We start from the raw sequence: 19,389 nt of genomic DNA, 5'->3' as shown, positions 1-19,389 counted from the left end.
GTTTTTAGAGATTCATAATTACCATATGGAAATAAAGTGGCTAAGCTACGTGCCGATGTACATCGCTCTATGTGAAGAGAAGAGTATTGCCGGTGCGGCGAAAAAACTGAGTTGCTCAAACGCGCACGCGAGCCGTCAATTGAGGCAGTTAGAAGAGATTCTGTCAGCACAGTTGATTCAACGTACAACAAGGCAATTTAATCTAACTTACGATGGGCTGCGCTTTTATCAGCAAGTAAAGGGCTTGATGGAAGGGGCAGAACAGATTAATGAACAAGTGATGGAAAGTAACCGAGTCGCTGGGCATTTGCGCATCGCGGCGTCGGCATCATTTGGTGCGGCGTTATTGAACCGAGCATTGATCGAGTTTCGCCAGCTATATCCTGAAGTGACGTTCGAAGTGATCTTCTCAGAAACGCCTTTGGATCTTATTGAGTCTGGCTTTGATGTGGCGTTTTTCTTCACAAACAATCCACCCGAGGGCTATATTGGCCACCATCTGCGCTCTTTACACTGTAAACCGTTCGCGCACAAAGCGTACTTGTCTAACAAACCAAGCATAACAACGCCGGAAGAGCTTTATCAGCTTGACCATATTGTGTATCGCAATGAAGAGTTAAACCTCGATACGTGGCACTTTCATCATATGGAAACCAAACAAAAAGTTTCAGTGGTTTTGCAAAGTGTACTCAGCTTTAATTTGGTTCAATCCATGCTTGAAGCCACTCTTGCGGGATGCGGCGTTGCAATGTTGGATGAATTCGCATTGGAGAAACTCAACGGTGAAGAGCGATCGCAACTCGTGCCGTTACTCCCTGGATGGCAAACGGATGCGATCCTACCGCTCTATATTCTGTACCCAAAACGAGAGCATTTACCAAAGCGAACGCAGGCGTTTATTGAGCATTTCAAACAGCAATCATTTTAAGCTGTAATCATTTTAAACTGACAGGTTGTCTTGAGCGTGCAGGTCTTTAATCTCTGCAGTGCCTTGAAAGTGTTGATTACAAGTACGGCAGTAGAATTGAGGTGTTAACTCGTGATAGTGGTTACCGGTAAAACAGCGTGATACCAACACCATTAAACGGGCTGTTTTGCCGTTGGTGTTTTCAGGTTGAGTGTTGATGCGTTTCATCACGCGTTTGTGTTCAGTAGGTTTGTTGCAGTGTGAGCAAAATTTTACAGGCATAAGGCTCTCATATTGATTCAGTGATAATTAATTGATGAGAGAGTACTTTGCTTCATGATGAAAAAGTAAACATGCATGTAATGATAATTGACAGCAATGCCTATTAGGAAACTCATAGAGTGGCTAGTAACTGAAAAGAAGGAAGATTTCACTCCTCGATATTTTAAAGGCAGGAAAAATATCGAGGAGGAAATCTTAGCTAACTAAAACGAGTGTATGGACATTTACAGCTCGTAACGTAGCCCGAAGTGGTAGTAGCTTTCATCTGCATGTGCACCACCAAACGAGACTTCTTGTGCGTTGTCGTAACCGCGTGAGCCATTACGGTCAACATAACTGGTGTAGATAGAAGAGCGAGGGGTCAGTTTGTACTGCACTTCAACTGTTGTGTCTTTAAGCTCAAGCTCGTCGCCGTCACTGTTTTCTAGAGAGCGGTAACCTGCACGTAGCGCCCATTTGTCATTTACACTGTAAACTGCGGTCAGCTCCATGACTTTATCGGTACTGGTTTCAGAGAAGTAACCTTCTAGCTCATCTTCTGAGTAAAGCGCACCTAACATCAAATCACCCAAGTAGTAACGCGTACCTGCACCCCAGAAGGTGTAATCGGTATCGTTATTTTCACGCGCATCGCCCTTGCTCTTTTGCATTGCAACTACAGGAGCTAGTGTGCCTAAATCGCCCATTTCTAGGGTGTAACGTAATGCTGCGTTGTAGCCGTAGTCGAGTTCAGAGGTGCTGTTACCAATAATGTAAGCCACCGATGCGTCGAAGTTACCAATGCGGTTTTGGTATTGCAGCGTACCGTCTTGACGGAAAACTTGTGTCGCGGTTTTATCCACTTTATTTGCTTGGCGTGCCATAGATACGTCTGATGACGCGAACACATCACCAATGTCGGTGAACATGATTAATCCTGACGCAACACGACCACCTGTGATTCGACCGTAATCTTGTGCATCAATACCAGCCCAAACGTAACGTGCTGTGAGAGAAGGCTTGTCGTTCACTTGGTTGGCGTATTCGGCTGCACCTACTTGGTATTGCGCTTGGCCAATGACAGAGGCGTGTTCGTTGATGGTTTGTGAGCCATTTAAACCAATACGGCCATCAAACTCACCATTGGCATCACCGTGTTCATCATTTTTATTAGTGACGTTAAAGCCAAGACGAGAGTAAATGTTCAAAACCGACCCGTCTTCTGCTTGGTAAAGTTGAGCGGCCATCGCTGCGTTCGATGCCATTAGAGTAGGGAGAAGTAGAGTTAAAATGTGCTTTTTCATGTGAACGACCTTTTCGTTTCTATTGTTTTTAAGCACGACAAAGCCCCTTCCGAATAACGGAATAAAATCAATGTCGTGAGAAGTAGAGAGAGGGTGCGCCCTTGAAAGCTCAAGGACGCGAGCTAGTCCATTCCTATAGGGGTTAGAATGATTTAGCTTAAATCAACGTCTTTGCAGCCAAAGAAGTAGGTAGCTAGGAAGCCAACAATGTAAGAGATAAGTAGGCCACCAATGAACACCATCATGCCGGCAAAGATGCCGCTAGCTGAGGTCATCAGCGGAATTGCAACGATACCAGATGGGCCGAAGACGGTGTTTAGACCGACAGGCAGGCCAAGGTAAGAGACCAAACCGATAAAGAAGCCACCTGCTGCGCCACCAATACAAGCGGTTACGAACGGTTTAACGCGTGGTAGCGTCACGCCGTAAATCAGTGGCTCACCGATGCCAAGTAGACCTGGAATGATGGCACCTTTTACTTGTGTGCGTAGCAGGGCGTCTTTCTTAGCTTTGAAGTACAGCGCCATCGAAGCACCCACTTGACCGCCACCAGCCATGGCTAAGATAGGAAACAGCGAGTTAAAACCTTGTGCTTCCATTAGGGCAAAGTACACCGGCACAAACCCTTGGTGGATACCAAATACCACGGAAATTAAGAACAAACCTGCCAAAATCGCTGCGCCTAATGGGTTGTCATTCAAGTTTAGAAACAACCAAGACATGCCTTTGAATAGCTCACCACCGATTGGCATGATGATCAAAAACGTTACTGCACCCATGATCAAAAGCGTGACAACTGAGGTTAAGATCATATCCAGATCGTCAGGCATATACTGACGCACTTTTTTCTCGACCTGAGCACCAATGATCGCGGCCATCAACACGCCAATAATGTTACCGCGCGGATCAATCGCAAAACCGAAGAACTCATTCATTCCTGAATAAATGCCTGACGTTGCATCGGGGTTGTAACCCAACACAAATAGCGAAGCGAGTATGGCGCCATTGACACCTGAGCCACCAAAAGCTTGTTGAGCGTTGTAGCCAATTAGAATGCTTAAGAAAGCGAACAGGCCTTTGCCAAAGACCTTCATGTAGGCAATCAAATCCAACATAAACTGGCTTGGCGTTTGGTCGAGCACGAAGATTTGTTCCAATAATGTGGCAAAACCAAGCAGCAAACCCGCAGCGATAAAGCCGGGAATCAGCGGTGTAAAAATGGTGGCAAACTTACTCAGAAAACGCTGAACCGCACTGGTTTGCTTGCTCTTCATCTGTTTTTTCTGCTCTGCAGCGACAGCAGAAAGATCCTGTTGTGGTGCGTCAGGCTCTTCGTTGTCACCAGAGATTAAGCTGTCGATCAACTTATTCATCATATCGGCAGCTTGCTGAGCTTTACCGGGACCAAGAATGATCTGGAATTGCTCGTCGCTTTCTACCACCCCCATTACGCCGGGAATTTGTTTAATGACGGATTGGTCCGCCAAGCTGTTATTCGCGAGAGATAAACGCAAACGCGTCATACAGTTACCGCACTTACTTACGTTGTTACTGCCACCCACTGCGGCGAGCAATTGCGATACTGTGTTAGAGGTAATTTTGGCCATAGGGACTATCCTTCAGGACTAGGGCTATTTAGTTATTATTTAGTGCTGCACGAATAAAACCGTTGTGCTCGGCGAGGCGAGATTTGGCTTGCTCAGCATCCAAATCAGCCAGAATCATTAAAATTGCGGTCTTACAGTGACGCTCACACGCTTCAAGGGCTTTTTCTGCTTGTTCTTTTGTTGCGCCTGTTGCTTCAATCACAATGTTAGTTTGACGCTGAATCAGTTTGGCGTTGGTGGCTTCTACATCCACCATTAAATTGCCAAACACTTTGCCGCTGCGAATCATTGCGCCAGAAGTCAGCATGTTCAGCACCAGTTTTTGTGCTGTGCCCGCTTTCATGCGTGAAGAGCCGGTGACGACTTCTGCGCCCACTACCGGAAGAATGGCGATGTCCGCCGCTTCTGCCATTGCGCATTCTGGGTTACATGCGATTGATGCCGTTGTTGCTCCGACAGATTTTGCGTACTCCAAACCACCTAAAACATAAGGCGTACGGCCACTGGCAGCGATGCCAACCACAACATCATGCTGAGTCAGATTCAGAGCTTTTAAATCGTCTTGGCCCATTTGAGCGTTGTCTTCTGCGTTTTCTACCGCTTTCAAAATCGCTTGATGACCACCAGCAATTAAACCGATAACCATATCTGGGTGTGTGCCATAAGTTGGAGGACATTCACTCGCATCAAGAATACCAAGGCGGCCAGATGTACCTGCGCCCATGTAAATCAAACGGCCACCATTGGCGAACGCTGCAGTAATGGCATCGACGGTTTGCGCGATTTGTGGCAATACGGCTTGCACCGCTAAAGCGACTTTCTGATCCTCTTGGTTAATGACTTGCAGCATCTCGATGGTAGAAAGCGTATCGATCTCTGCGCTCGCTGGATTGCGGCTTTCTGTCACCAATCGGCTTAAATCAATTTTCATGTTTTGTACTCTTCGTAAATGTTCAATCTGAGGGCGATTCTATGGAATAAAATATTCAGGTTTGGTGATAAAAATCACACTTGAGGTTATTCTTTGTTCAGTAAAAATTTGGAATAATGACCGAGAATACTGATGAGATAACCTACGTAGAAACAAGGGTTGTTAAGTTAATCAGGCAGTTAAACAAAAGTGTGATTATTTCTGTTTTGGAATAATTTATTTAAAGTTTTTGGAATTTTGTCGTGTCCGTTATCAATAAAATCGTCGCAAGACGTACTCAACTCTCTCAAAGTGGTCGTTTGGTTGGCGATTGGATTGTCGAAAATGCAGAAAAAGCCGCCCAATTGACCAGTCAAGAACTTGCTGCGCAAGTGCAAGTGAGCCAATCGAGCATCGTCAAATTCACTCAGAGAATTGGCTATAAAGGCTATAGCGAGTTCAAGTTGGCGTTGAACGAAGAGATTGGCCGTAAGCAAGCGATGCAATCCACCCCGCTACACAGTGACATTCTGGCGGATGACCCGATTGCGGTGATTTCGCAAAAACTGGTTAAAGCGAAAACCGACGCTATGTTCCAAACGACCAATGCGCTCTCTTATGAGGCGTGTCATCAAGCGGTGAAGTGGTTGAGTGAAGCGCGCCGTGTGCAAGTGGTGGGCATTGGCGGCTCTGCACTTACGGCAAAAGATTTGAGCTTTAAACTGCTTAAGCTTGGGATTACCGCGCTATCAGAGCAAGACAGTCACGTACAAATTGCGGTTGCGCGTACGCTCTCTTCACAAGATGTGCAGATCGCGATTTCTTTTTCAGGAGAACGCAAAGAGATTCTGGTGGCTGCGGAAGCGGCGAAAGAGCAGGGAGCAAAGGTGATTGCTTTGTCTGCTCCGGGGAGAAGCCGCTTGAGAGACATTGCCGATATCACGTTTGATACCATCGCCAATGAAACAGAGCATCGTAGTTCTTCCATTGCTTCGCGTACGGCACAAAACGTGATTACGGATCTGCTGTTTATTATTTTGGTGCAACAAAGAGACGAAAGCGCGCGTCAGTTGATCAGTGATATCAGTACCGATATCAAGCAGATCCTTACTTGATCGCTTCGTATAGCTAGAAATTAAAGATCTGGATCGTGCTGCAACAAAGCAATAAACGCATCGAGATGCTTTTCGATCGTGAGATCCGCCGAGATCGGTGGCAATTCTACCGTAATACAAGGTAGTTGGCGTTCATTGCACCAAGTACCGAAAGACCCCGGCGTTTCGTAATCAACATCTTCAACGATAGGTAGATTGAATTGCTTGCCGAGCCATTTGGCCAAATCAGAATGAGCAGGGTCGTCGACAAACGCTAATGGCTCATGAAACGAGACCACAAATTTTGGCCTGCGCAGTTCAATCAAACTAATTAGTGCGTCAACTTCTGGCTCTAGCTGTTCTTTGTCGCCTGTTTTTACTTTCACGTCTCGAACTGGTGTATGCGAGCTCCAACGATAGACTGTGCCGTGCTCTGTCCAATTCTGCGTAGGAAACGCACGGTTTAGATCGACTTGATTGGCGTTGGCTCGCGTACCCAGTTGGTTTGCATCTGGGTTCATCGATAAAATCACATCGTGTTTCAGACACTCCACTGGCAAGCTTCTTAACGCGCACGACAATCCGGCGATTGAGGCTGTCTCGTCGCCGTGTGTCCCCGCGAGAATAAGGCCTCGCGAGTTACTTTCTACTTGTGCCGGGAAGTACAACAACGGCGCGCCCAGTACCGATTTTCCATATGATGTTGGCGCAATTAAAAATGCCGCTCTTTCCGTTCTTGGAATTAGACTCACCGTATTCTCCTGGTTGTTCGAGTAGTATCTATTCATCACTCAAGCTATATATAACTCATGTTACAGCCGTTGAACTTAGCATCTTGAGATTACTCGGATATAAACTGAACACTTAAAGTTCGTCAATGCTTGTATGATGAATTGTGGTACTTGCTTCAAAAGACGTGTTAGGAGAACGAAAAACGATATGGATTTTAAAAAGCATTCAACAGCGTTGCTGGTTTCCTCTTTATTGACCCCATTTTTATCCGCTTCAGCTCTAGCTGATTCTTTACCTGATGGTGTGCAACTCGCACCGGAACAACATTTAGTACGAGCAAACGATGCAGAAGCGGCGACGCTAGACCCTGCAAAAGCCGAAGGTTTGCCAGAGATGCACGTGATTCGTGATTTGTTTGAGGGATTAGTCATTCAAGACCGCGATGGCAATATCGTTCCTGGTGTTGCGGAATCTTGGCAAACCGAAGACAACCAAACCTTTGTGTTCCAGTTGCGTAAAGACGCAAAATGGTCGAACGGCGATCCTGTGACAGCGGATGATTTTGTTTATTCACTGCGTCGTGCAGTGGATCCGAAAACTGCTTCTCCCAATGTTTGGTATCTCAAACTTACTAAGATCAAAAACATCGCTGACGTAGCAGAAGGTAAAAAGCCACTGGATGCTCTTGGTATCACCGCCGTCGATAAACATACTCTGCGCTTCGAACTTGATAGCAAAGTGCCGTACTTTGTCGCAATGACAGGCCACACCTCGATGATGCCTGTACACAAAGCAACGGTTGAGAACAGCGAAAAGCCGTGGAGTGACCCACAGCAGTTTGTTGGTAACGGTGCATTTGTTCTGGATAAATGGGTGGTGAATGAGCGCATTGAACTGAAAAAGAGCCCAAACTATTGGGATAGCGCGGATACTCATCTCACTGAAGTGACATACATTCCGTTTGAGAACCAAAACGCATCGATCAATCGCTATGCGGTGGGCGAAGTGGACATCACCTCAGATGTACCAACCCACATGGCGCAAAAGTTGAAGAAGGACTACGAGCAAGCGTATACCGCGGTTCCGCTACTTTGTACTTACTACTACGCGTTTAACACCACGCGTCCTCCGTTCGATGATGAACGAGTTCGAAAAGCCGTGTCTTATTCGATGATGCGTGATGTGATCACGAATGGTGTCACGCAAGTAGGTAATCTGCCTGCTTATACGTTCGCACACCAATATACCGCCGGTTTTGATGCGACTCAGCCTGAATACAGCACATGGACGCAGAAACAGCGTGATGAAAAGGCGCGTGAGCTGCTGAAAGAAGCGGGATACGGTGATGGTAAACCGCTTGATTTCAAATTGCTGTACAACACCAGTGAATCGAACAAAGCGATTGCGGTGGCGATTGCTTCTATGTTGAAGAACAACTTGGGCGCGAAAGTCGAATTAGAAAACCAAGAGTGGAAGTCTTATCTCGTAGCTCGTAAGCAAGGTGATTTCGATGTGATGCGCGCCTCGTGGTGCGGAGATTACAACGAAGCATCCACCTTCTTGAGTCTACTGCGCTCTGGTTCATCAGGTAACTTTGCGCGTTACAGCAGTGAAGCCTACGACAAGGCGATGAACAGTGCATTGGCCGCAACGGATGAGAAAGCGCGCCAAGGTTTCTATGACCAAGCCGAGCAATTGTTGGCGGCAGATATGCCAATCGCACCGATTTACTACTACATGCAAGCGCGTTTGGTTCGTCCTACGGTTGGCGGTTTTGCCAAGAACAACGTAGAAGGTCGTATCTACTCGAAAGACCTCTACATCAAGAAGTAGCGCTCAAAACAAGCGATAAATATGAAGCCCCGAAGATGTATCTTACGGGGCTTCTTTTTATTGCTAGCGAGTGGAGAGCTTATTCACGAGAATGGCGATTCGTTTGCCAAGATACTCCGCTGTTGCAACATCTGAGGCATGCAACTGGCCGTCTTCACCGCCTTGAGCAACAATGCCACCTTGCACGCCATAACGATTCAGATTCTGCTCGCCAAAATTGCTGATCTTATCCAATCCGACCCACATCATACCATGCTGACTAGCTAGCGTTTGTAGGTACTGCAACGTTATTGACTGATCGCCATTCATTGCCCCACCACTGGTAAAGCCAGCCGCGATTTTTCCTGCCCATTTTTGGTAATACCAAGATTCACTGCTTGCATCTGCAAATGCTTTAAACTGCGCTGCTACGCCACCCATATAGGTCGGTGAGCCAAGGATAATCGCATCGCACTCAGCAAGTTCATCTATTAGGCTAGGGTTCACAAAACGTCCCTCAATAATCTCACTGCCTTCAATACGGTGAAAGAGAATTTCAAATCCACCTTGTTGCTCAATGCCTTGTTGTTCAACGCCAGCGGCAATCGCGCGAGCAAGCTGACCAGTAACGTCGGTTTTAGAGAAATAAATAATCGCAATTTTGGACACAATGGTTCCTTTTTCATTGTTGATTTTGAATCGTGCGAATAAGGCTAAAACCTCAAGCTTGGTTGAGGTCAAGAAGGTGGCTTGAAATGAGTGAACTAAATGTTTGCTGATTGATTTAAGAGCAATGTAGTTGTTTTTGAAGTAACCGCGATCGCTAACTTAATCGCAGGGCACCTTGTTATTAAACGGTTTGCTGTCGGGGCGGTAACCGGGAGAACATTCAAGTCCGTTTTGATTAGAGGAGAATTCTAAAATGGTGCGGCAAGCGCTGCAGTTTTTAGGATATTGAATGATCCTATTAAAGGATTTAGTTGTGATGGTTTAGGGAATTAAAAGGATATTCGTGGTTTGCCAAGAACAGCAAGTTCACAAGTAATTGCAAGAAAGAGTTGGTGCAACGTATGAGGCACCACAACTTACGCAATATAGTGGAGTGAGGCAATGTAATTCGGGCTACATGGTTGTTTGTACTTTGGTTGGTTACCATAACCCTGGCAAAATTGGTTCTGAAGCAGTTATTGATATTCCTGGTTTAAGTGAATCGGCTGAAGTGTTAATCTTCACATCTGAAGTTACGAATAATAGTAGAATTAGAGTGATCACAAAATTCGTAGTTGAAAGTAACGGAATCTATGAGGCTATAAACAACATATCTAAGCTAGATGATGTAATTAATTACTGTAAATCAGAATGTAATAACAGGGAGTTTAATTTTGAGCATAAATAGAAAGTTTTTTTGGATTTTTATTATTCTATTTAGTAGACTTTCATATAGTAATGATCTTTATCTGGATATTTTTAGTGAAGTCCTCAATACTACAAGCTATGATGTATACGATAACCTTGAAAAAATAAAGTATAAAGACGAGTGTAGTTATCACTATATTAAAGGAATGTTTTATTATCGAGGTGTCGTTTTTGAACAAAAACTCGATAAGGCCTTGTTAAACTTGAAGGTTGCTGGGGATTGCGGTAATAAATACGCCATAAGACAGCTTGTGGCACATTTCTCAGAGGAGAAGTTTTTTTCTGAAGATAGTTTAACGCATTGGTATAAAAAAGGAGATGAATATAACGACCCAATAACTTCAGCAAATTATGCCTACTTTCTATATTATAATGATGAAAATTATGATCACGGTGAAGTTATTAGGTTATTGGAAAAAATACTGGAGTACAAAAATGCTGCCCCAGCTTTTCCTCTATATATAATGAGCCAGGTGTACTTAGAAGAAAGTAATGAATGTAAAGCTATGAAATATTTGGAAAAGTCTATAGAGAATGGTGGGGTTGGGTATATAGATGAGTATATCTCCTTGAAAAAGAAGAACACATGTAAGTGATGTTTTTATTGCTGAAGTATTGGTGCTAGCTCTCGTAGCATAAAGGATAGAGTTCAACGATGTAGCGTTGGTATGTCGTGTATAAAAGCGTTAAAGGAATATCTTAAAAAGGATGAGTAGATGATCGTTTTATCGAGGGTCGTATCACTGTTTCTACTATTGATGTTGGTAGTTATGCTGCACACCGAGCTTTCAATTAGCGACGGTAATACCAATCTTTATGCTTTCATTCCTTTTGCACTAGTTTACTTATTACCTTTGTTCCCTAATTCGATTCTGGTCAAAATTAAAGTAATAATCATAATGGCTTTCGTGGTCTCTGTGGTGCTGTGTTTCGGTGTTTGGTTAACGTTCCCTGCAGCAAGGGGAGCTGTCGTCGGTTACTTTTTCGTAATTAACATACCAATATTTTTGACCCTTTATCAGAGGGTGAAAGCGGAATAAAAATAGCTGATGTATACCCGTGATTATGAAGGTGTCTTAGATTCGACATCACTTATCGCTGAAGGATAAATAACTTATGACGATTTTTTCTTTGCTTGCGCCATCTCTATTTTCTGCATGTATTTAAGGTTTGTAAAGAAGACGTTTCCTTTGGTTAAAGTAGCGCTTTTGGTTTCGGCGATGTGTCATTTTTTTATCATGAAAGAATACAGTGGTGACCTTCAGTTTATACGTTTTGTCTCTTCACTGTTTTTCGCTATTAACTTTGGGCTATTTGTTACCACCAAGTGATAACAAAAAGCCGGTGTAGATACATCGGCTTTTGAGTGGATTATTTCCTTCTGCAGGTATAAATGCGGGAGATGATTTTTATGTTCATCCACATCAATAGCTTAGATCTTGATGTGACTCATGTTGGTGAGTTCGGTAGTGGTTTGTTTGGCTCACCCGATTTGAACATAAAGTTTTCAGTATGCGGAATACATGACGGATGTGATTGTGGTCAGGTCTGCAGCAGAGGGGGTAAGGAAAGAGATTTGGGAAAACAAATAATAAAATTTGATCGTTGGCACGTATCTTTTGTCATCTTTGTTCTGTTTACATTGTGGTATGGCTATGTGCCGCCTGAGCGCGTTGAGTATTTGACAGAATCATTTGAAATTGGTCGCGTCACTTGTGAATACAACACCCGCTCTGGCTCATATATCGAAATCCTCGATGCAAGAAAGGACAGACCTCAACGATATAATGCTGGCATGTCAGTTGATAAATGCAACGATCTAAAAACAACGCTCAAGGCATACCAGCAAATTGAAGTCGAGACGAGAATACTTGATGATGATTCTATCTTAGAAGGCCATCTAATCGAAAGAAGACCTATTTTTTACCTCTATCTCGGTAAACGTAAAATCAAGCTGGAAACGAAGATAGAAAGTGATAGAGATCTCTGTAACTACTTTCCATTCCGGCTATGTGTATCCGATTAAACTGGCTAATTTATCTAAACAAAAAGCCGATGTAGATACATCGGCTTTTTCGTGGGTTATTTCTTTCTGCGGGTATAAATGCGTGAGGTGGTTTTGGGCTCCTCAAGCTTGGCTTTTTCTTTTGCCAGTTTTAAGACTGCTTTTTGTAGCATCAAGTTGTTTGGGTAAGTGATTAGGTTGCCGTTGTCGTGCTTGATCAGCACATGGAACATTCGGATTTCCTGAATCTCACCGCTGATGTCTTCGTCTTTATCCACGACTTTAATTCGGTCACCGACGCGGTACGGGAAGACAAAAAAGATCAGAAAGCTTGCCGTGATGTTACTTAGAATCGACCACTGTGCGATGAAAGCCACACCCAGTACCGCAAAGATAGACGATAGGAAGAGTGACACATCGCCATAACCAATGCCGGTTACGATGGCGAAAAGCGAAGCAAACAAAAACAAGAACGCGACGTTGAAGCAGCGCTGAATAAAGCTCAAGCGCGCTTTGTTTACGCCTTTAGCTTCTGCCAAATTTAGGATCGCACGGTTGGCGATTTTCTTTAGCAAGCGATAAGCGATCAGAATGATGATGCCCATCAACACTTTATAACCGATAGAGCCAGCCGTGAAATACTGACTGATTTGCTCTAAATGCATCCAATGATTCATTTCTTCAACTCGAGAATATTAAGAAGGCGCGTGTTATAGCCGATTTTGGCTCGCAAGTAATTAACTATTTTAGATACAGAGTAATATTCGTGTTGAACAAATTTTGACCGATATCTCAGTTCCGAATTGAGAAGGGATGAACTCTGATATCTGGTGCGTTGGCTGCTGCTAATCTAGAAACGTAACTTACGAGCGTTATGGAAAATGGTAGGGATGCGATGGAAGAAGATGAAAGGGCAATCATGGGATTAGTGGTTATTGTTGGCTTTGTGTTGCTTTGGATATTCCTCGAAGAGTTTGGCTACTTTGGATTACTGACCATCAATAAATAAGCCCCGCGAAACACTGGGTTCAACGGGGCTTTGATTTTCTGTTTGTGCGGTTTTAGCTCACGGCGCGAACTTTACCTTGTTTCAAGTCATTCAGCACTTGCGATTTCGGACCATCAGCAATCACGCTGCCTTTTTCCATCACAATCACACGATCAACGATGTCGAGCATTGAGGTTTTGTGCGTAATCAAAATCAGCGTTTCACTTGGCTTTAACTGCGCTAATTGATGCTTGATGTGCATCTCTGAACGGTTATCCATTGCGCTGGTTGGCTCATCCATTAAGAGCACTGGAGGGCGACCCAAGAACGCTCGTGCAATCGTCACAGCTTGACGTTGACCACCAGACAACATGCCGCCACCTTCGCCCACTTGGCGCTCTAGACCCGCAGGATCCGATTGAGTAAAGGCGGTGACACCTGCACGGTTGGCGGCGTCTAAGACATCGCGATCATCGGTGAGTGGACGACCTAGGGTAATATTGTCGCGAATAGAACCGAAGAACAGATTCGAATCTTGCGGTACACAGCCGATATTGCGTCGTACATCCACGTGGTGAAGCTGTTCGATGTCAGTGTCATCAATACGCACGTGACCCTCTGTCGGCTTGTACAGGCCCATTATCAGGCGTTCTAACGTGGTTTTACCCGAACCAATACGACCGATGATTGCGACTTTTTCACCTGGATTAATGGTTAGGCTTAAATCACGAATCGATGCCACTGGCGCATCTGGGTAATGGAAGGTCACACGGTCAATCTCAATCTTACCTTGTACGATAGGACGGTGAATGTAGCGTTTTCCTTCTTCTTGCTCGTCTGGCATTTCCATCACTTGGTTAATGATGGTCATTGAAGACTTAGCTTGGTTATAGCGTGTCGACAACAATGAAAGCTGAACCATAGGGCCGATCGCGCGGCCACTCAACATAGTTGCTGCAATCAAGCCACCCATCGTCAAATCACCATTTGAGATGAGATACACACCCAGAATGATCATGCCGACGTTGCTACTTTGCTGAACAAAGCCCGCTGCATTTTGAATGCTGTCGGTGATACGACGGCTCTTGATGTTCCAGTTTGCCATGTGTGCCACTGCCTCTTCCCAACGGTATTGGAATTGGCTTTGTGCACTTAGCATTTTCACGGTTTCTAGGCCGGAAAGGCTTTCAATCAAGTTGGCGTACTTTTGTGAAGCAAGGCGAGAACCTTCTTCAATCGAGCGGCGTAGTGGACCTTGAATCAGCGCCGAGTGAATCATCAGAATCACCACACCAATCATTGGCACGTAAACCAGATCGCCCGCCATCAGCCAGATAATAACTAGGAACAAAATCGCGAAAGGTAAGTCGATCAGCGCACTCACGGTTGCAGAAGTGAAGAACTCACGAATCGATTCGAACTCTTGCAAGTGGCGAGCAAACGCACCCACTGAAGGTGGTTTGGACTCCATTCGGATGCCCATGACTTTGCTGAACAGCTTTGAAGAAATCAGGATGTCGGATTTCTTACCCGCAACATCGATAAAGTAGTTACGCAGTGATTTGAGCAAGAAATCAAACAAGAACACTACAAAGATACCGCTTGCTAGCACCCACAGGGTTTCAAACGCGAGGTTAGGGACTACTTTGTCGTACACCAAGCGAGTGAACATTGGTGCAGCAATAGCGAAGATATTGATGAGGATAGAAGCGATAAGCACATCGCGATAGATGCGTTTCGATTGCCACAAGGTTGACCAAAACCAGTGACCTTCTTTGGTTTTGAGCACTTCGGGAGAGCGCTCGTCATAACGGAATTGCTTTTTAACTAAAAAATAGCGACCAGTGTACTGCTCAAGTAGGTCTTCTAAAGGAATGGAGATAGGCACCATTCCGCTTTCTAGGGTGGTGATTTCTGCTTCTTTTTTCTCAACGTTAATGCTGTTGAGAACGCAAGAATCGCCACCTTTTAGAAGTAAGATAGCCGGCAGAATCAGACTCGAGATCTGGTCTAACTCTGCACGGTTTTCCTTGGCAACCAATCCGGCCCTTTCCGCCGCTCTTGGTAGCAGAAACGGGGTAAGCTTGCCATCAGAGAGCGGAAGGCCGTTGATCAGCGCTTCCGGTGAGTTGGCTAGCCCGTAGTATCGGCTAACGTAAATGAGCGAGTTCAGTAAAGGGTCTTTCATCCTTGGTATACCTTTTCTTATTCCTTGTCGACGATGAAGCCTTGGAAGACTTCAACAAAGTGCTCGGTGAGGAAATCCAACTGAATCTGTGTTTCAACACGCGATGCAATCGTCGTAATACCCAAGTTGTGAGCGGTACGAGAGATTGAGGTCAGAGTGAATTTCTGTTTCTCATCGTGCAAGTTGTGCGTAAATAGGTAATCCAACTTCACGTAATTCGGGCGGAATTCCTGAATGTACTCAAGTGACTGGAAGTTACGACCGTAGTTATCAACACCGAATTCCGCACCTGCTTGACGAATCGCGTTACACAACAGCGCTGTGTGGTGCGGATGGTCAATGAAACACGCTTCAGGAAGCTCGAAGTGCAGCATAGGGGCAACTTTCGAGTGCTTCTCTAGCATGCTGGTGGTCCAGCGAATGAACGATGGTTGAGACAAGCTGCTTTGCGCAATGTTGATTGCCACTGGCTCTTTTAGCTCGCCGCTTTCTAGCATCTTGATCATCGATTCAATAACGTATTGGTCGAAGATATTAGTTGCGTCTAGCTGCTCAAGAGCAAACAGGTATTGGTTCGCACGGTAGGTCTCGCCATCTTTTTCGATGCTTGAGAACACCTCGTTGTGGAACACTTTACCCCAGGTGTTTTTCGCAGACTGGAAGCGGAATTTAATCCAATCGCTGTGAATCGCTTCTTCAACCAGCGCTTTCCATTGCTGTTTACCCATAAGGTTAGAAGTGTTTTCACCACCCACGAAGCCGTACGCTTTATCTGGTTGCGCTTTCGCTTTCGATAGCGCGTTATCCACCATTGATAGGACTTCAGTACGCGTTTTCTGATCTTTACTGTGTGCCACACCCAGTGATGCTTTTGGCTTAGCAAGGCCGGTTGGGTCGGTGTTAAGGCCATTCACACAGTTGACGATGCTGTCAGCCAGAATGCGCAGTTCGCTTTCATCCATGTGCGGGAATAGAAGACCAAATTCGTCGCTTGATAGACGAGCAATGGTTGCTCCCGGAACGTCGATGGTGTTTTTCAAACGTTGAGACAACTCTTTCACGTGGGCATCAGCGCGTTGGTAGTCTTTTGTCTCGTAGATGTCACCAATGTATTCAGCATGGAGTAGCGCGATACCCCCTTGCGTTTGTTCTGCTAGCCATTGGTCAACTTGGTTGATGTAGAACGAGCGGTTACCCAGTTTGGAGATTGGATCTAGGTAAGCTTGAGCACGCAGACGCTGCGCCTCTTTTGCCTGTTCTTTAAATGACAGTTCGATTTGTGCCGACATCGAGTTAATGCCGTCAACAACCGCAATCAAGTCTTTCGTTTTAGGACGGGCCAGTGGGTCACCAAACTGGTTGTTAGCAATCTCGTGCATTTTCTTCACGATGGCCGCTAAAGGTTTGAGTGAGCGACGTAGGATGTAAGAAATCGCCACTAGACCCGCTAGGAAGATAACGCCAAATGCCGATAGCAGGCGAATAAAGCCTTGCCACAGTTGCTCGTAGGCTGCGCCTGGGTGGCTGATGATTTCCACCTCTGCAAGCTGCATCCAACCACTGGTTACTACACGTTTGTCGTGAATTGCCTTGAACAAGTTCAAGTCGATAAACCATTGCGGAACGCTACTTGGCTTGACTGGGTACGAGCGTACGATTTGGTAATCCGAATCTAACGCGGTGAGACGTACGACAGAATAAGTACTGCCATCGAACAACGCATTAATCACAGATTCGACCGCCACCTTATCTTTGTCTTTCAGGTAAGGTGCTAGCGCCAAACCAACGGTATTAATGGTGTTGTTGACCTCTGAACGTTGCTGCTGCTCTAAGCTGTCTCGAGTAGTGTTGAACTGGATTACGAATACTGATGCCATCAAGAGTATAAAGACCGTAACCATTCCCACTACAAGCTTCTTATATAGGGTCATGTTTTTCACTCGTCATAGTTAATTTTAGGTTTTTTTAACTGCAACTTACGTTCGCGCGAGCGTAAGTCATTCCAAAGGCTCAAACGTGAGGCTTTTCCTGCTAGCTCTCCAACGCCAGCAGAAGACTTCATAAGCCATAGGTTTGAACCGTTAAAACTGTATATCGGTAGCAAGTCGCTACGTCTGGAGGCTCGAACAATCTCTGGGTTGAGGTTGTCGAGGATGAGAGGCTCCGAACTTGGGGTTGGGTAGTAGGCGAGTACCATGTGAAACTGATTCAGTTCGATGGCTTTAACGTAGATCAAACGCATCTTTGAATCCGGTATACCGAGCTCAAGTAAGGAAAAGTATTTGGCGATGGTAAAGTCTTCACAGTCGCCGGCATTACTGCCCAAGAACTCGAGTGGTGTCGCCCAGTAGTCTTTTTTACCCCACAGGTCTATATCGTCAACGAAGTAAAGTTGGTTGAAAAAGTCGTTAACGCCTGCAAGCTTCTCATGAGTCTCCAATGTTTTGAAAAAATCGATGTTGTCTCGCCAAGTTTTCACGCGCATCCCAGCGCGCTCACCATAGACTGAAGTGACCGTATCGACCCATCGTTGTTCTTTGCTGTTTAACGCGCCGATTTGGAACGAAAGACAACCGATGCTGATTAATAATGTAACTTTACGCTTCAATCTGGGTGGCATATTCGACTCACATCACAAGTGTACTCTTCCAACGGGCTCGTCAGTGAGAAATAAGTGCTTTCTATTTAACCACTTATCAACGCTAAACGACACATCGGGCATACCTTGCTGACACTTACTCCTTCAGTGCGTTGGTTTTGGCACTCAAAATTGGCTTGAGTAAGTATTCCAAAACGGTTCGCTTCCCTGTGATGATATCGACTGATGCCGTCATACCCGGGATGATTGGCAAGTCTGCATCTTGTCCAAAATTGGTTTTATCGGTGCGCACGCGAACAATGTAGAAGCTGTTGCCTTCTTCATCTTGCGTAGTATCGGCACTGATGTGTTCCAATTCCCCTTCAAGTCCGCCGTACTTAGTAAAGTCGTACGCGGTAAATTTCACGATAGCGTGAAGATCTGGGCGCAAGAAGGCGATGTCCTTCGGTGCGATCTTCGCTTCAACTAATAAGGTGTCTTCGGTCGGAACGATTTCGACAATGTCCATACCGGGTTGGATAACGCCACCTACCGTGTTGACGTTCAATGTTTTGATGGTGCCTGTTACCGGAGATACGACAACAGTACGATTTACACGGTCTTCTAGGCCAACCGCCGACTCGACTAAAGAAGACAGTTGGTCTTGAGTACTATTCAGTTTCTCTTGCTGCTCAGAGCGGAATTTCAACGCAACATCAATGCGGTTAAGCATGGATTCGCGAATGGCGGATTTGAGCACAGGAATCTTCAGTTCGCTAGAAGTCATTTCACGGCGGGTATCGTTAACTTGGCGTTGAAGTTTCAGCAGTTCGATACGAGGTACCACACCTTCATCTGCGAGCGGTTTGGTGATATCCAGCTCTTTTTTCGCATAACGGTAGCTCTGGCGCAGGTTGCTCACACGCGCTTGGATTTCCACCAAATCTTGTTGTTTCTGTTTTACCTGTTGGTCGATAACCGAAATTTGGCTACGCAAATTGTCCAAGTCTTCACGGTATTCCGCTTTTTGACGTTGGGTTAGGCGAGGTTGGTTTTCTTCTAGAGTTGGTGGGAAAGTCAGTTTGCCGTAATCCAGCACCACGTTTTGTTCCCAGTTGCTGTTATCAAACTCGCGGTTAACTTCCACACTGCTGATCGAGGCGGATAGTTGCAATACAGAAGCGGTTAAGTTCGCTACTTGTTGTTCACGTTCACGGAAGTCAGAACGAAAGCGGGTGTCATCAATCAGCAATAGTTGCTGACCTTTTTCAACTTGTTGACCTTCTTTAACTAAGATCTCTTTGACCAAGCCACCTTCAAGGTTTTGTACCACTTGGATTTGAGAAGATGGAATGACTTTGCCTTGGCCGACGGTGACTTTGTCGATTTGCGCCCAAGACGCCCAACCAATGGCTGCAACAAAAAACAGCACCATGACCCATAGCATTAAGCGGGCGCTACTTGGCGTGTTTAGGAGCAATGCGGCGGTCTTGTCATCGACAAAGTCCAACTCATCGTTGCTAAGTTTGTTGTAGTTGTCTCGGCTCATCACATTCCTTGTTTATAAAGACGGTTTATCTTTTTGAT

17 protein-coding genes are annotated in these 19,389 nt (G+C 45.3%); 6 read left to right on the top strand and 11 right to left on the bottom strand.

The window, feature by feature from the left end:
• The first annotated feature begins 25 nt into the window (after positions 1 to 25).
• Complete coding sequence (locus tag VCHENC03_RS09345) at positions 26 to 928, top strand: LysR family transcriptional regulator (RefSeq protein ID WP_009706689.1); 903 nt, start codon at positions 26 to 28, stop codon at positions 926 to 928.
• 12 nt (positions 929 to 940) lie between these two features.
• On the opposite strand, the gene VCHENC03_RS09350 is transcribed toward VCHENC03_RS09345, so the two are convergent.
• The 4 genes from VCHENC03_RS09350 to murQ form a co-directional block, all read right to left on the bottom strand.
• The gene (locus VCHENC03_RS09350) at positions 941 to 1,189 is read right to left on the bottom strand and encodes a hypothetical protein (RefSeq protein ID WP_009706688.1); all 249 of its coding nucleotides are present in this window, start codon (positions 1,187 to 1,189) and stop codon (positions 941 to 943) included.
• A 224-nt stretch (positions 1,190 to 1,413) separates the two neighbouring features.
• Positions 1,414 to 2,472, bottom strand: a complete 1,059-nt coding sequence (locus VCHENC03_RS09355; RefSeq protein WP_009706687.1) for a porin — start codon at positions 2,470 to 2,472, stop codon at positions 1,414 to 1,416.
• Positions 2,473 to 2,624: 152 nt separating this feature from the next.
• Complete coding sequence (gene murP / locus VCHENC03_RS09360; protein ID WP_009706686.1) at positions 2,625 to 4,079, bottom strand: PTS N-acetylmuramic acid transporter subunit IIBC; 1,455 nt, start codon at positions 4,077 to 4,079, stop codon at positions 2,625 to 2,627.
• Between the two features lie 28 nt (positions 4,080 to 4,107).
• Positions 4,108 to 5,010, bottom strand: coding sequence for an N-acetylmuramic acid 6-phosphate etherase (gene murQ, locus VCHENC03_RS09365; RefSeq protein ID WP_009706685.1), 903 nt, complete (start codon positions 5,008 to 5,010; stop codon positions 4,108 to 4,110).
• A gap of 242 nt (positions 5,011 to 5,252) precedes the next feature.
• Here murQ and VCHENC03_RS09370 point away from each other — a divergent pair, with 242 nt between their 5' ends.
• Positions 5,253 to 6,104 (top strand): SIS domain-containing protein, encoded by an 852-nt coding sequence (locus VCHENC03_RS09370; protein ID WP_005428937.1) that lies wholly within the window; start codon positions 5,253 to 5,255, stop codon positions 6,102 to 6,104.
• A 20-nt stretch (positions 6,105 to 6,124) separates the two neighbouring features.
• Here the strand turns inward: VCHENC03_RS09370 and mpaA are convergent, their stop codons facing one another.
• A complete protein-coding gene (gene mpaA, locus VCHENC03_RS0126015) occupies positions 6,125 to 6,835 on the bottom strand; it encodes a murein tripeptide amidase MpaA (RefSeq protein WP_083481846.1) in 711 nt (236 codons plus the stop codon).
• 187 nt (positions 6,836 to 7,022) lie between these two features.
• Here mpaA and VCHENC03_RS09375 point away from each other — a divergent pair, with 187 nt between their 5' ends.
• Entirely contained in the window at positions 7,023 to 8,648 is a 1,626-nt protein-coding gene (locus VCHENC03_RS09375) for an ABC transporter substrate-binding protein (protein WP_009706683.1), read from the top strand.
• A gap of 63 nt (positions 8,649 to 8,711) precedes the next feature.
• Here the strand turns inward: VCHENC03_RS09375 and VCHENC03_RS09380 are convergent, their stop codons facing one another.
• Positions 8,712 to 9,296 carry a flavodoxin family protein gene (locus VCHENC03_RS09380; protein ID WP_009706682.1) on the bottom strand — a complete coding sequence of 195 codons (585 nt, stop codon included), beginning with the start codon at positions 9,294 to 9,296 and terminating at the stop codon, positions 8,712 to 8,714.
• Between the two features lie 713 nt (positions 9,297 to 10,009).
• Between VCHENC03_RS09380 and VCHENC03_RS09385 the strand changes: the two genes are divergently transcribed.
• On the top strand, positions 10,010 to 10,639 hold the full coding sequence (locus VCHENC03_RS09385; protein WP_009706681.1) for a hypothetical protein: 630 nt from the start codon (positions 10,010 to 10,012) through the stop codon (positions 10,637 to 10,639).
• An 815-nt stretch (positions 10,640 to 11,454) separates the two neighbouring features.
• On the top strand, positions 11,455 to 12,069 hold the full coding sequence (locus VCHENC03_RS0126000) for a hypothetical protein (protein WP_157621161.1): 615 nt from the start codon (positions 11,455 to 11,457) through the stop codon (positions 12,067 to 12,069).
• A 56-nt stretch (positions 12,070 to 12,125) separates the two neighbouring features.
• On the opposite strand, the gene VCHENC03_RS09390 is transcribed toward VCHENC03_RS0126000, so the two are convergent.
• Positions 12,126 to 12,713, bottom strand: a complete 588-nt coding sequence (locus tag VCHENC03_RS09390; protein ID WP_009706679.1) for a mechanosensitive ion channel family protein — start codon at positions 12,711 to 12,713, stop codon at positions 12,126 to 12,128.
• A 209-nt stretch (positions 12,714 to 12,922) separates the two neighbouring features.
• Between VCHENC03_RS09390 and VCHENC03_RS28130 the strand changes: the two genes are divergently transcribed.
• Complete coding sequence (locus VCHENC03_RS28130) at positions 12,923 to 13,057, top strand: hypothetical protein (RefSeq protein WP_009706678.1); 135 nt, start codon at positions 12,923 to 12,925, stop codon at positions 13,055 to 13,057.
• Positions 13,058 to 13,109: 52 nt separating this feature from the next.
• On the opposite strand, the gene VCHENC03_RS09400 is transcribed toward VCHENC03_RS28130, so the two are convergent.
• The 4 genes from VCHENC03_RS09400 to VCHENC03_RS09415 all read right to left on the bottom strand — a co-directional run bounded on the left by VCHENC03_RS09400 (position 13,110) and on the right by VCHENC03_RS09415 (position 19,351).
• Complete coding sequence (locus VCHENC03_RS09400) at positions 13,110 to 15,224, bottom strand: type I secretion system permease/ATPase (RefSeq protein WP_005435817.1); 2,115 nt, start codon at positions 15,222 to 15,224, stop codon at positions 13,110 to 13,112.
• Between the two features lie 17 nt (positions 15,225 to 15,241).
• On the bottom strand, positions 15,242 to 17,155 hold the full coding sequence (locus VCHENC03_RS09405) for a bifunctional diguanylate cyclase/phosphodiesterase (RefSeq protein ID WP_032802817.1): 1,914 nt from the start codon (positions 17,153 to 17,155) through the stop codon (positions 15,242 to 15,244).
• Between the two features lie 5 nt (positions 17,156 to 17,160).
• On the bottom strand, positions 17,161 to 17,844 hold the full coding sequence (locus VCHENC03_RS09410) for a transglutaminase-like cysteine peptidase (RefSeq protein WP_020197833.1): 684 nt from the start codon (positions 17,842 to 17,844) through the stop codon (positions 17,161 to 17,163).
• A 115-nt stretch (positions 17,845 to 17,959) separates the two neighbouring features.
• Entirely contained in the window at positions 17,960 to 19,351 is a 1,392-nt protein-coding gene (locus VCHENC03_RS09415) for an HlyD family type I secretion periplasmic adaptor subunit (protein WP_009706675.1), read from the bottom strand.
• Positions 19,352 to 19,389 lie beyond the last annotated feature (38 nt).

It is taken from the genome of Vibrio sp. HENC-03 (assembly GCF_000305755.2).
Classification (GTDB): Bacteria; Pseudomonadota; Gammaproteobacteria; order Enterobacterales; family Vibrionaceae; genus Vibrio; species Vibrio owensii.
Note: the sequence above shows the minus strand (reverse complement) of the source record. Positions and strands in the feature narration are given on the sequence as shown.

What these genes read in the sequence shown, in the direction of transcription:
- VCHENC03_RS09405 (WP_032802817.1), bottom strand. Translation starts at nt 17,155, where the DNA reads ATGACCCTATATAAGAAGCTTGTAGTGGGAATGGTTACGGTCTTTATA.
- VCHENC03_RS09355 (WP_009706687.1), bottom strand. Translation starts at nt 2,472, where the DNA reads ATGAAAAAGCACATTTTAACTCTACTTCTCCCTACTCTAATGGCATCG.
- murP (WP_009706686.1), bottom strand. Translation starts at nt 4,079, where the DNA reads ATGGCCAAAATTACCTCTAACACAGTATCGCAATTGCTCGCCGCAGTG.
- VCHENC03_RS0126000 (WP_157621161.1), top strand. Translation starts at nt 11,455, where the DNA reads ATGTTCATCCACATCAATAGCTTAGATCTTGATGTGACTCATGTTGGT.
- VCHENC03_RS09415 (WP_009706675.1), bottom strand. Translation starts at nt 19,351, where the DNA reads ATGAGCCGAGACAACTACAACAAACTTAGCAACGATGAGTTGGACTTT.
- VCHENC03_RS28130 (WP_009706678.1), top strand. Translation starts at nt 12,923, where the DNA reads ATGGAAAATGGTAGGGATGCGATGGAAGAAGATGAAAGGGCAATCATG.
- VCHENC03_RS09400 (WP_005435817.1), bottom strand. Translation starts at nt 15,224, where the DNA reads ATGAAAGACCCTTTACTGAACTCGCTCATTTACGTTAGCCGATACTAC.
- VCHENC03_RS09345 (WP_009706689.1), top strand. Translation starts at nt 26, where the DNA reads ATGGAAATAAAGTGGCTAAGCTACGTGCCGATGTACATCGCTCTATGT.
- VCHENC03_RS09410 (WP_020197833.1), bottom strand. Translation starts at nt 17,844, where the DNA reads ATGCCACCCAGATTGAAGCGTAAAGTTACATTATTAATCAGCATCGGT.
- VCHENC03_RS09390 (WP_009706679.1), bottom strand. Translation starts at nt 12,713, where the DNA reads ATGCATTTAGAGCAAATCAGTCAGTATTTCACGGCTGGCTCTATCGGT.
- VCHENC03_RS09375 (WP_009706683.1), top strand. Translation starts at nt 7,023, where the DNA reads ATGGATTTTAAAAAGCATTCAACAGCGTTGCTGGTTTCCTCTTTATTG.
- murQ (WP_009706685.1), bottom strand. Translation starts at nt 5,010, where the DNA reads ATGAAAATTGATTTAAGCCGATTGGTGACAGAAAGCCGCAATCCAGCG.
- VCHENC03_RS09350 (WP_009706688.1), bottom strand. Translation starts at nt 1,189, where the DNA reads ATGCCTGTAAAATTTTGCTCACACTGCAACAAACCTACTGAACACAAA.